The organism is Saprospiraceae bacterium (genome assembly GCA_016713025.1).
Lineage (GTDB): Bacteria > Bacteroidota > Bacteroidia > Chitinophagales > Saprospiraceae > OLB9.
This window is the reverse complement of sequence record JADJPZ010000004.1, coordinates 3,065,838-3,079,013: the sequence shown is the minus strand read 5'-3', so window position 1 is coordinate 3,079,013 and position 13,176 is coordinate 3,065,838. Positions and strand designations below refer to the sequence as shown.

The following is a 13,176-nucleotide window of genomic DNA, read 5'->3' as shown; positions in this document are numbered from 1 at the left end:
TAAATATGTTGATTCGTTTTTACGTCAAGTACAAACTTCTTTCCTTTTTGTCAAGTGTATTTGCAAATTCATACCCCTGACCATACAGCGAATCTGCGCCTATCCATCCGTATTCTATCCCATTGTTGTCCAATTCTTCAATCAGATCTATGGCAAGTTGCACCTTAGTAGCATATTTAATGTCTTTCTTTGGCACACCTGCCTTAATGCATCTTTTCTCATCATCTGTCCACTCCTTTGGAAGATATAAACGAGCATTAACCAAACTTACTTTTTCTCCACTACCTAAAGAAGCAAATACTCCCGTTTGTGAATTTTCGATCTTACCCTCATTTCCATTGTATTGTCTGGAAACTCCAACAGAGTGTTTACCTGATTTTTTATTACTATTTTCATCAATGTTTAAAGCTTGAAGCTTTGTATCTCCTAAATCTGAATTTACTTTTTTAGCAACGTCCATCATGAGTTGCGAAGCACTCCAGGGTGAGTCTGTGATAAAGTGTTGTTGAGATTGATAGTGCGCTTTTGACTTCTCCACCATTCGTTCGATATTGCGTTTGGAACGTTCTGCACAGAACAAACCTTCAAGATATTTGACGGAATTTTCGCAAAGGTCAATGGTCTTTAATTTGAAAACAGATTGATAATCAATGACATGCGACAATAGATCGCCATCCTTGACGACCTGAAAAATTTCATAAAGGGTGTTTTTTGTGTTCTTAAAAAAGTCGTTTTTGTTACTGCCGTTCCTAAAGGTAAGGAATATTTGACAGGTAAAAAACAACAATACAAATATACAAAATATTTACAATATACTGATTATCTGATTATTAAATTTAACAAAGTAGAATTAAACTTTAATTAATAGTATTTTATTCAATTATTATAGTATCGCCAAATCTCCAACGCTTATTAAAATAAAAATCCTGGCCAAATAATTGTTGATATTTCTGAACAAATTGTGATGCATTGATTTCACAATCAATCTCATTGCTATATACTTCAATCACATCACCTGAAAAAATAGGCGATCTTTCATCATTCCAAAACCAATGCTCAAAATCGTAAACATTCTGGTATCGGAAAACAATTCTTAATTTTGTTTTAAATCCTCCTGAGTAGCTAGGAATTGTAAATTCCCAAAACTGCCGATGGGGCAATTTATTAACCTTCATTGGACGTAATTCGGGATAAAGATCATGAGGATAATCAAAAATTTCCCTCCAAATTCCAATTCTATCCTTAGCTTGTATTATTATTTGCTTATCATAATGCTGATCTAAATATAATGTATCAAGATTTTCATTTATTATATTTACTTTGTGGCAAATTCGATTATATACATTACCATTGTTGTTATAAGGAATAAAGTAAAGAGTAGTATCAATAAGCAAAGAAATTTTTCCTTTGTTAACGTCCTTTTTTAAATCAAATTTTTTTAATTCATAATTATATGTTGTTTGCTGATAATTTATATTTTCTTTAACTCCTTTCTGATAATAGCCAGCATTTCTGTTTCTATATACAACTTTTCCTTGCTCATCTAAATAACCCCAGCACATCCCTGATTCGGTTTCAATATCAAAAACAACAAATAATAATCCATTTTTAAACCCTAGTGGGTCAATTATAGTATAGATCAGGTAGTGAGTCTTGATCAAATTTAGAATTTTGTGAATACCATTTTATATAATCTCCCGATTCTCTTTTACCAATGTAAAAAATATTCTTATGAATAAAATATTCCCTACATCTAAAATAGTCTTTTGACGAAGTACTGGTGTGTAAGTTTTTCATTTTATTGATAACTCCATGCTTGTCTTTAAGTTTATTACCCTCCACGAAAAGTAATTTATTGTCCTGAACAAGTACATCTTCCGCATCATAGCAAACTAAATCTCCTGTTTTATTAATTATATTATAAATACCTTTATAATCATAATCATCAATAATCCTCATATAAATTGAATCCTTAATGGCAGCGTAACCACTTCTTAACAAAACAATTTCTTCAGTACTCTTATAGATTTCTTTTCCATTTTTATCAAAAAGAGTATAAAAACCATCTTTAGTTTCTAATACTAATAAATCATCAGAATAATTATTATAATAACAATTAGTATAAAATTGATATTTAACTTCTTTTTTAAAAAGGATAGTTCCTCTTTTGTCAATGTACCCCACCAATGAATCACCCCATTCCTCCTGTTTCACAAAAGCTCTACCGCAATGAAAATCTCCTATACACGAATATTTGCTGGATTGTATAATTGTTTTTCCTTTATGATTCATTACAACATTATCATTGACAACAGTAAGTCCATCTCTAAATTTCCTGATTTTATCACATATAGTGTCAATAATGATTTTTCCATTCTTATCTATCACTCCATATTTATATGATTGCGTTGAAACCACAAAAATGGGCTCAAAAGATTCAATGTTGGCATGATGAAAAAAAAGATAATTATGTTCAAATAAAATTTTACCTTTCTTATTTATAAGGTATGGCTTTCCATTTTTCCAAACTTGAGCAACTCCATGATGAAAGGGATTGGCATATTCAAATTCAGGTTTTATTACAAATTGACCTTTTTTATTTATATAGCCGACATATCCATTCTGAGAAGCCACTGCTAAATCCTCAAAGAATCTACCTGCAAATTTAAAAGTTCTTTTAATCAAAGGTCGAAAATTTTTATCAACATAAGTATATCCGTTATTTTCTGTCTCATATAAAAACACTTCAGATGATTGTGAAATTATTTTATTAAAACCAATAAAACAGATTAACAAATAAACGAAAATGGTTATCCTTTCCTTTTTCACCTTACCAATTTAATTGTACAGCAAAAGTATATTATTTTAATTTATTTGATTTACCCTAGTTTTAATTATTGGATAAATTTTAAGTAATACCAGAATAATTGCACAATCATCTTTCTTTTTACCATATTTATCGATGCTCTGTTGGGTAATAGATAATTAAACTTTATTTTTGCGGCAAACCAAATTATAGTATGAACTTACACGAATATCAGGGAAAAGAAATGCTGGCATCTTATGGTGTTGCTATCCAAAGAGGAATAGTTGCTCAAACAGTTGAAGAGGCTGTAGCAGGATACGAAAGACTTCAAAACGAAACAGGTACAGAGTATTGTGTGGTAAAAGCACAAATTCATGCTGGTGGTAGGGGCAAAGGAGGCGGTGTAAAACTCGCCAAAAACATGGATGATCTTAAACAGCATGCAAGCAATATCCTTGGTATGATGTTGAAAACCCCACAGACACCCGGTGGTATGGAAGGCGAAGGCAAACTGGTACGTAAAGTACTCATAGCTGAAGATTGTTATGCCCCTGACTTCGAAGCATGCAAAGAATATTATGTTTCAATCCTTATGGACAGGGAGAAAAAAAGAAATGTGATCGTTTACTCCACTGAAGGAGGGATGAATATAGAAGAAGTGGCGGAAAACACACCTCATCTTGTACATAAGGAATATATAGATCCGTTGGTGGGTCTCAGAGACTTCCAAAAAAGAAACATTGCCTTTAATCTCGGACTTTCCGGCAATGCATATAAAGATTTTCTAAAGTTTATAGGAAATTTGTACAAAGCTTTTATCGGTTCTGATGCTTCACTTTTCGAAATCAATCCTTGTCTGAAAACAGGAGATGACAGGATTATTGCCGTAGATTGTAAGGTGACACTTGACGATAACGGACTTTTCCGTCATCCGGAACTGGAAGCCATGAGAGATATTGGGGAAGAGGACCCAACTGAAGTAGAAGCTAAAAGCTACGGACTTAATTATGTAAACCTCGATGGTAATGTAGGTTGTATGGTCAATGGTGCCGGTCTTGCCATGGCTACAATGGATATCATCAAGCTATCAGGTGGATCACCTGCCAATTTCCTCGACGTTGGAGGCACTGCAGATGCCGCAAGAGTGGAGCAAGCTTTCAGACTTATACTTAAAGACCCTAGTGTCAAGGCCATCCTGATCAATATTTTTGGTGGTATAGTCAGGTGTGATCGCGTAGCTCAAGGCGTAGTTGATGCATATAAAAATATGGGCAATATCACTGTTCCGATCATAGTCAGACTCCAGGGAACTAATGCTGATATCGCAAAAGAGTTGATTGACAATAGTGGATTGGAAGTACATTCAGCCATTCAACTGCAGGAAGCGGCTGATCTGGTCAGAAAGATGATCGCCTGAAAACCGGAATCAACAGTTTGACGCTATTTCTGTCATCCGAAGATGACTTGATTTACATTGGAGTAATTTGAATAATTTATACAACCCAACCTATGCCTTCATCATACTCGTTATACGAACTCAACGAATATATCAGGAGGGTGATTGCACTTAATTTTCCTGAACCCATCTGGGTACACTGCGAAATAGCTCAAATAAAGGAAGTAAGAGGTAATGTATATCTCGATCTCGTACATCATGACGAAGGATCAGATGAAATAAAAGCTCAGATTTCTGCCAATATCTGGTATAAATCCTACCTATTTCTGAAAAATAAGCTTGGCACCTTGTTGCCATCCTTACTCGCACAAGGGACCAATGTCTCATTAAAAGTGCAGGTGGAGTTCAGCGAAAAGTATGGTATGAAGCTGATCATTGAAGATATAGATCCGGCATATACCATCGGTCAGATGGAGATGAAAAGGCAGAAGATCCTCCAGCAACTCAGCGATGAAGGATTATTGCATCTTAACAAACTTACGGATTTACCCCGGGTGATTCAGACAATTGCTGTCATCTCATCGCCCAATGCTGCAGGATATATCGACTTTATCAATCATTTACAGGGTAATAGTTATGGTTATAAGTATGAAATTCATTTATTCGAAACGGCACTGCAAGGTCTCAATACTGAAAGAGATGTATGCCAGGCGATGAAGTCGATTCGTGAGAAAGTCACTCCGTACGATTGTATTCTGATCATAAGAGGTGGTGGTTCCAAGCCTGATCTCGCGTGGTTTGACAATTACAATATCGGGACTGCGATCGCAAGAGCAAGAGTACCTGTGATTACGGGTATTGGCCATGATATAGACAGTACAGTCGCAGATGCCGCTGCATATCAATCATTAAAGACTCCTACAGCGGTGGCAGACTACCTCATCGAACATAACCTTGACTTTGAGTCATCTGTCATCGAAGCCAGCAGGTGGATCATTCAGATAGCCAGACAAATGATAAAAAATCAGGAAGTAACCCTGGCATCAATGGTGCAATTGGTAAAGTTTCTTCCGGCAGATATACTCAGAAAACATCACTCCAATATCGATGTCACTTACCAACAAATCATGCTGGCAGCCAAAAATAAAGTAAAATTTCATCTTCAGCAGCTCCAACTAGCAGGCCAGCAAATCAGTATGTCTGATCCTGCAGTGGTGCTACGTCGCGGATACGCCATCATCAAGCAAAACAATAAAATTCTAACAAGGGCCAATCAGTTTGAAGTAAAAGATGCAGTAGAAATACAATTTGCAGATGCCACTATTAAAATATCAAAAAAATGAGTAAAAAATTGACATATGATGCTGCTTTTGCAGAATTGAGCAAAATCCTTAATGACTTGCAATCAGAAGATACAGGACTTGATCAATTGAGTGATATGCTGAAAAGAGCTGCTGAGCTAACAGAATTTTGTAAGGCAAAACTGCGGACTATTGAAGAGGATATCGAGAAGGTCAACCCTTCAGAACAATAAAAATGGCAATATTTTATAAAATAGTTTGATGGTGTTGTACAATTGGCATCATATTTGAAATATATTTAATATCTCATTCCGAAAACATGTCAGCCTCTGTGATATCTATTGATCGCAGGGGTTTTTTATTTCAACAAACTACAAAAAGCCTATAGTGAGGCATTTTAAGTCCATTTAATCTATGTTATGTAATGTCAGGTGAAGGGTTTTGGAGCAGTTCAGATTGTTCTCAACCTAGAGATTACTGAAAACAAAATCTGATTTGTATCAGAAAAAGAATATATATTTGTATCAAATTATATTTTAACACTGGTGGAAACCAAACTAGTTGATCAAGGATTTTATAATCAGCCTTACATTATCTAAATCATACATAAAGAAAATAATTCTGAAGTTATTCACGTTTTTTGCACTTATTTTTACAATTCAATGTTTTGGGTTTACTGATTCATTCATGATCAAAGGAATAGTAAAAAATTTCCCTTTTACCATAATATCAATCCATTCATCAGACATAGATACATTTGTCGATTTCGAGAACAATACGTCTCAGATTGAAACTGATGTATTTTCATTTAAAGGTAAAATAAAGAATCCCTGTTTAGTAAGGCTTTTTGTTGAAATGGACAATAATTTGTTAATTTCAAATCCCTTTTATATTGATTCAGGGCTCCAAAATGTCAGCATCAAAATCACAGGTGATATAATTGATGTAATATCAGATGGCGCAAGTTTTAATGAAAATTTCCAAAAATATACAAACTTTAATAACTCTTTGAAAGTAAAGAATCCCGGTCGAAATAATGATTCCTTATTATATTATTATTCAGTATTGAATCCTGATTCAAAAATGGCATTAATGGAATTGTATTTATCTATATATGGTTACAAAGATTTGTATGAAAAAACGTTTAATAATTTCAATGATGCTTTAAAAGAAAGTTATTTAGGCCATGCTGTGTCCAAAAAAATTAAATTGCATAAGTCTGTTGAAAATGGTAATATTTTTCCTGCTATAAACTTGATTGATACATTAAATAATAAATCTGACCTGAAGTCAATCACAAAAGATAAATACATATATTTAGAATTTTGGCATCATGGTTGTGTGTACTGCATTCAGGATTTCCCATATATCAAAAAATTATTTCAAAAATACCAAAGCAGAAATTTTGATATAATTTCTGTCTCCACAGATCCAGCTAAATTCATCAATCATTGGAAAGAAACAATTATAAAACACCAGCTGCCTTGGCAACAATACTTAGATGTAAATGGTATAAGATCTAAAGAATTAGGCATAAAGTATTTCCCTCATAACTTTATTTTAGACCCTAATGGTATAATCATTTATAAAAATATAAATACTCAGCATTTTTGAATTGCTCGCGATATTATTTTTAAAAAACCATTTTATTCAGATACAAAAATATGAACACCAATTATTGGTATCTCCACAAGTATTTATAAAATCTGCGACTTCATTACCCTAATTATATCATTTTGCACAATAACCAATATATGAAAGTTTACATATTAACTTCCAGAATTCAGGATAGTTATTCTGCCGATTATTATTCGAAGTTAGTCCGAATTATGAAACGAACGTGATACGAGGTTTTCAATAATGATTAGCTTTGCAATTCAATAGCTCAAAAATGAAAGACCTTCTCATCCTCGAATGGAAAAAATTTAATGGCAATGCCGTGTTTCGGGTTTTGGCTCTGATATATATATTGATTGCACCATTGGTGATACTTGCCGGAAAAGATGTATTTAAGGACATGCCACCACCTATGCCCAGTTCAAAAATGTTTTATGAATTTCCTACTGTTTGGGATTATCAGGGCTACATCGGCAATTGGTTAGTGCCATTTTGTCTCGGTTTCCTGGCTATTTATATTGTAACATCTGAAGTCAGTAACAGAACAATGCGACAAAACATCATCATCGGTATGACCCGAAAAGAGTTCTTTTATTCCAAGTTTTTGACCATCTTGTCGCTCGCTCTCATAGCTACAGTATTATATACCATATCCAGTATCATCATAGGTATGATACATACAGATGGTTTTGATCTGGAACTCATCATGGACAATAATTTTGCCATCATAAGATATTTCCTGTTGTGCATGGGATATATGAGTTTCGCTATGATGCTGGGATTTCTGATCAGAAAGGGTACCTTGACGTTGTTGTTTTATTTTTTGTACGTGATGATGCTGGAACCCATATTTATGCTGGTACATGTATATTACTTTAAAAATTCCAGCCGCAACTACTGGCCTATCAACAGTATCGAAGATCTGATGCCTTTCCCGTTGTTTAAAGTACCTGATTATTTTGTCAATAAAGAGTGGGACTTCAATATCCTTCTTCCATATACGCACGCCATTGGTATGGCCATCCTCTACAGCGGTATCTTTGTATTTGTCGCTTACAGGAGTTTTATGAGGAGGGATATATGACGAACGACGAGCGATTCGACAAGGAATGATTTGAACGACTAACTACCAAAGACCAAAACTTGAAGATTAGAGCAGAGGATTCCCCTTCAAGGAGTTCAAGGAGCCAGGGGTAGCAGTGCATTGATTAAAATCCAATGTGGTTTCGACTCCCTTCTATTGCGCTCAACCACCAATGACCAAAGACTAATAAATCGTAGCTAAAATCCACCTTTCCACTTCTCACAAATGATACCAGCCGCTACTGAAACATTGAGTGATTCAGCTATTTTTGAGCGGCTGCCTTTGATGGAAATTTTGTTTTGGATGGATTTTTCCAGTTCTGCAGATATACCTCTGCCTTCGCTTCCCATGATCAGCACAGCATCGCTTTTTATGCTTACTGAATTGATATCAGCTCCACCCATAAAAGTGCCATAAATGGTCTTCCCGCAACTTAGGATTTTGCTGTAGTCTGTGGTAAAAAGGTTGACATTGGCCATACTGCCCATGGTGGCTTGTACTACTTTGGGATTAAAGAAATCAGCACATTGACTGTTTCTAATTACAGCATCGATACCATACCAATCTGCGATGCGAATGATGGTACCCACATTGCCTGGATCTTGTACACCATCAAGAAAGATAGCTGATGTGCCTTTTTTTAACAAAACATTATCGTCGTCTTCCTTGATTTCCAGTAACAAAAGTATATCTGATGTAGTTTTTAAGGCAGAGATTTGTTCCATTTCCCGAGATGAAATGATTTCAGTTTTGTCCATCAGTCCTCCCAATAATATTTCGTATTTGTGTAATGTATCCTGAACGATAAAAACGGAATCTATGCGATATTTGGGAGTTTTCAATAATTCTGTACACACTTTGCCACCTTCAGCGATGAAAATATTGTACATTTGCCTGAATTTAGGCTGGTTTAAAGATTTAATATCCTTTATGCGGGCTTTACTGATCACGGATAACAAAGTTTACAGAGCCTTACTACGAAAAAGTATGTTTGTCAAGCAAAATATTGATTTTTCTTTTTTGGGGTTAATCGTTTTTTTATCCATTTTTTATTCTTCATGCAATACGGCAAGATATCTCCATGCAGATGAAAGCTTGCTTAAAGGTACAAAGATAGTTTATAAAAATGAAAAAAATGTCATGGACAAGAGTTCCCTGACCAACGAGATTTTACAACTCATTGATTACAAACCTAATGGGAAATTACTTTTTCTGATTCCTGAAGAGTGGTTGTACCTGTCCAACATCAGGAACGGAAAGGATTCTACCTGGTATAATAAAGCTTTTAGCAAATTGGGCGCCCCTCCGGTATTGTATAATGAAGAAAAGCACAAAACCATTGCGGTCAATATCGAAAACTATCTTAGGTTCAGGAAAGGATATTATGAAGCCAGAGTAGATTTTATCACAATAGAAAAAATAGTAGGATGGACTTCCGGTAAAGGGTCAGCAACACGATTTGATACTGAAGTTACTTATATTGTTTCTACCGGGGACAGATACCGGATCAATAGTATTACTTATGAGTCGGAAGATAAAGCATTGCTCCGTTTTGTACAATCTGTCAATGATGAATCACTCATCAGGAAGAATGATTATATTGATTTTTTGGTCATTGAGGAAGAAAAAAAGCGGCTTGTTGTTGAGCTTCAAAATAACGGTTATGCAGGATTTGCCGGAAATTATATCGAATTGAATGGAGACAGTAGCAAAATTAATAAAACGATAGACCTGACACTTTTGATTCGAACACCCTTACCAGCCAAGGAACACAAAAGGTATGTCACTGGTAATGTAAGAGTATTTACAGATTATATTCAGGATCAGACAGATAGCATATATCATGAAAATTATACAGATAAATCCTATTACAGACAGTCTGATGATTTTCTTGTAAAGCCATCAGTCCTTTCCAATATGATATTCTTGAAACAAAACGAATATTTAAACAGAACTGACAGGCAAAAGACCTTCAGAAAACTCAATGGTATCGGTACATACAGGTTTGTAACTTTCAATGCCTATCCTGATAGTGAAAAGGACTCCATGATGAACTTTGATATTCTACTGTCACCTCACCAAAAGAAATGGGTATTTGATGGAGGATTCAATGCTTACTACAGTACTTTGGGTCCTGCAGAACTGATAGGTTTTGGGCTTTCTTCCCAATTTGTCAATAGAAATCTTCTTGGTGGTTCGGAACGATATACCATGCGAGCTGAAACCGGATGGGAATTTGGATTTTCCAAGGAAACCGGCATCACCAGAAGAACAACCAATTTTTCCTTCCAGAATAATCTTGTGATTCCTTCATTTCAGGATTTTGTCGGGCTTGGAAAACTAGTCAATAGATTAGGTTTGATCAAAGATAGATTTTACAATGATTTCAGAGAAGATGCAGTCACCAATATTGATCTTGGATTCAGTAATGTCAACATCATAAATCTGTATTCTCTGCAATCTCTCAATGCTTCATTTGGATTTGACTACACATCAGCACGTAATAACAGATATGTTTTCAGGCCACTTGGTTTCAATCTCGACCAATATGAAATCAAGGATACTGCCAGTTTTGAACTTAACCCTTTGATTTTATTGTCTTTCAAAGATATCTTGCGCACCGGATTTTTATTCAGAGACTTTTCATATGTTTACAACCGACCCAAAGACAAAAAAGGAAGGTCATTTTTGATCATCAATAATCTGGAACTTTCGGGAAGTGAGGTATATCTTGCCAATAAACTTTACAATACTATCTCAGGTTCAAAACACATATGGGAACTTGCAAATCAAATCTCTTTTGCCAAATATGTGAGGTTTGAGTTTGATGGACGTTACAACAAAGAGTATAGCAGAACTTCATCCTTTGCGGCAAGACTCAATGCCGGTATTATCATCCCATTTGGTGACAATCTGGCGGCACCTTTTATAAGACAATTTGGGGTAGGGGGACCCAATAGTCTTCGGGCATGGAATATAAAAGAACCCGGGCCTGGTGGTTATCGTGATCCGCAGACAAAAGTAAAAGATACACCTGGTATTTTTGTCAATCAGGGAGATATCAGGCTTGAAATGAATGCGGAGTATAGATTTAAAATTTTTCTTGTGATGGATGGTGCTTTATTTGTGGATGCCGGTAATGTGTGGGTGCTCAAAGATGATGTTACAAGACCGAATGCTTCTATCAGCACCTCATTCTACAAGCAGATAGCAATAGGAGCCGGTTATGGGATGAGATTAAATTTTGACTTTTTTATTTTAAGGTTTGATTTTGGATATAAGCTTCGCAGTCCGTTTGAAGATGATTATAAAAAGTCTCAATGGTATTCATTCAAAGAGATAAGACAACAAGGGCTGGGAAATGTTCAGGTGGGCGTAAACTACCCTTTCTGATGATCTTGATTGGTCAAGCAGAAAATTGATTGTGAAAAATTATTAATCATAATTATTTAATTTACAATACATTATAATTCGAATTTTTCGCAAAATATTTTCTGACCTCTATAAATACATTGGCATACAGGCGTAATGATGAACATGAACATTTTTTTTGGTCAATTTATTATACAACAAGTGAAAACTCCCTCTTTAAAAATAAAACCTAAAGCCCAATCTGTTGTTAATTAAAATAAAACATTTATACTTTATGAAAACATATTTTATACTTATTGCGGCCTTCTTATTATCAGGTCAAACCGTTTGGGCACAGGTACATGCCATGCCGTCTCTCAAATATTCGTATACTGCACTTGAGCCTTACATTGATGCTCAGACTATGGAAATCCATTATTCAAAACATCATCAGGCTTATCTTAATAATCTGACAAAAGCATTGGCAGGTACCAAAGCAGAAAAAATGGCATTGGGAGATTTATTAATCGCAGCTGAAAGAAGAGGTGCGACTATAAGAAACAATGGCGGTGGTCATTACAATCATAGCTTATTTTGGGAAATTTTATCTCCCGAACCATCCAAAGTGCCTCAGGGTCAGTTGGCTGTAGAGATCAACAAAACCTTCACTTCATTAGACAGCCTTAAAAAGCTGATGAATAGTGGAGCTATGACAAGATTTGGGTCCGGATGGGTGTGGTTATACGTAAAACCTGATAAGTCACTAGCAGTATCTTCGACAGCTAATCAGGACAATCCCATCATGGATGCTGCCGGCAAAGAAAGAGGAATTCCTATTTTGGGTATAGATGTATGGGAACATGCTTACTACCTGAAATACCAAAACAAAAGAGCTGACTATCTAGGTGCCATTTGGAATGTACTGGATTGGAATGCTGTTGGTGTCAATTATGAAAAAGCACTCAAAGATCCACTACTTAAGGTCATAGAAAAGGATACATGGCAAGAGCTTAAGGATTTTCACATGGTCATGGGTCAGACATTTCATCCTATGGAAGAAGGTAACCTGAAACCCATAAAGGAAAGATCCGCTGAAATGTTGGCAAAAGCTCAATTGCTGGCATCATCCAATCCGCCTGCATCATTCAGTAGTGCTGCTATCAGGAAAGCCGTCTCTGATCTTGTTACAGGTGCTGCAAATCTGGATAAACTCATCAAAAAGAAAGCAAAAGACGATAAAATTATAGCTGACTTAACAAAATTGCATGATACGTTTCATGTGATTCAGGGCTTGTGCAGTGATGATCATTGATTGAAATACATTGATATCCTTGAGATAAAAATAGCTCTTGAACTATGTTTATCTTATTTAAGCACATAATATATCTTTGATTTAACAAAAGACACATATGAAAATTCAATGTCGTTTAGTAAATGCATCTTTATGAAGTCTTTCCTTTGCAAGGGAAAGATTTAGATAGGGTAAAAACAAAGAAAAATTTCTTATCTAAACGACATTGTATTAAAATTGAGAAAATCACTTTGGGCATACTCAAAGTGATTTTTTTTTAATATTTTTTTCCTGTGCATTAGCTATAAACATTAGTTCTATCAGGTTATA

General features: G+C 35.2%; 11 protein-coding genes. 7 read left to right on the top strand and 4 right to left on the bottom strand.

Annotation, left to right across the window (positions count from 1 at the left end; translation table 11 throughout):
- Positions 1-19: 19 nt before the first annotated feature.
- From IPK35_19450 to IPK35_19440, 3 genes are all read right to left on the bottom strand, one after another.
- A complete protein-coding gene (locus IPK35_19450; GenBank protein MBK8055386.1) occupies positions 20-664 on the bottom strand; it encodes a transposase in 645 nt (214 codons plus the stop codon).
- Positions 665-872: 208 nt separating this feature from the next.
- Positions 873-1,661: a hypothetical protein gene (locus tag IPK35_19445; GenBank protein ID MBK8055385.1), complete on the bottom strand. Its 789-nt coding sequence runs from the start codon at positions 1,659-1,661 to the stop codon at positions 873-875.
- Positions 1,624-2,829, bottom strand: a complete 1,206-nt coding sequence (locus tag IPK35_19440) for a WG repeat-containing protein (protein MBK8055384.1) — start codon at positions 2,827-2,829, stop codon at positions 1,624-1,626. Before IPK35_19440 ends, IPK35_19445 begins: the two co-directional genes overlap by 38 nt.
- A 191-nt stretch (positions 2,830-3,020) precedes the next feature.
- Here IPK35_19440 and sucC point away from each other — a divergent pair, with 191 nt between their 5' ends.
- From sucC to IPK35_19415, 5 genes are all read left to right on the top strand, one after another.
- Entirely contained in the window at positions 3,021-4,223 is a 1,203-nt protein-coding gene (gene sucC, locus IPK35_19435; GenBank protein ID MBK8055383.1) for an ADP-forming succinate--CoA ligase subunit beta, read from the top strand.
- 92 nt (positions 4,224-4,315) lie between these two features.
- Positions 4,316-5,545, top strand: a complete 1,230-nt coding sequence (gene xseA / locus IPK35_19430; GenBank protein ID MBK8055382.1) for an exodeoxyribonuclease VII large subunit — start codon at positions 4,316-4,318, stop codon at positions 5,543-5,545.
- Positions 5,542-5,736, top strand: coding sequence for an exodeoxyribonuclease VII small subunit (gene xseB / locus IPK35_19425; GenBank protein MBK8055381.1), 195 nt, complete (start codon positions 5,542-5,544; stop codon positions 5,734-5,736). Before xseA ends, xseB begins: the two co-directional genes overlap by 4 nt.
- Before the next feature lie 454 nt (positions 5,737-6,190).
- On the top strand, positions 6,191-7,117 hold the full coding sequence (locus IPK35_19420) for a TlpA family protein disulfide reductase (GenBank protein MBK8055380.1): 927 nt from the start codon (positions 6,191-6,193) through the stop codon (positions 7,115-7,117).
- Between the two features lie 277 nt (positions 7,118-7,394).
- Positions 7,395-8,204 carry an ABC transporter permease gene (locus tag IPK35_19415; protein MBK8055379.1) on the top strand — a complete coding sequence of 270 codons (810 nt, stop codon included), beginning with the start codon at positions 7,395-7,397 and terminating at the stop codon, positions 8,202-8,204.
- A 197-nt stretch (positions 8,205-8,401) separates the two neighbouring features.
- Here IPK35_19415 and IPK35_19410 read toward each other — a convergent pair whose 3' ends face one another.
- Positions 8,402-9,094: an RNA methyltransferase gene (locus IPK35_19410; protein MBK8055378.1), complete on the bottom strand. Its 693-nt coding sequence runs from the start codon at positions 9,092-9,094 to the stop codon at positions 8,402-8,404.
- Between the two features lie 40 nt (positions 9,095-9,134).
- On the opposite strand from IPK35_19410, the gene IPK35_19405 reads away from it, so the two are divergent.
- Entirely contained in the window at positions 9,135-11,597 is a 2,463-nt protein-coding gene (locus tag IPK35_19405; GenBank protein MBK8055377.1) for a BamA/TamA family outer membrane protein, read from the top strand.
- Positions 11,598-11,850: 253 nt separating this feature from the next.
- Positions 11,851-12,867: a superoxide dismutase gene (locus IPK35_19400; GenBank protein ID MBK8055376.1), complete on the top strand. Its 1,017-nt coding sequence runs from the start codon at positions 11,851-11,853 to the stop codon at positions 12,865-12,867.
- Positions 12,868-13,176: the final 309 nt, after the last annotated feature.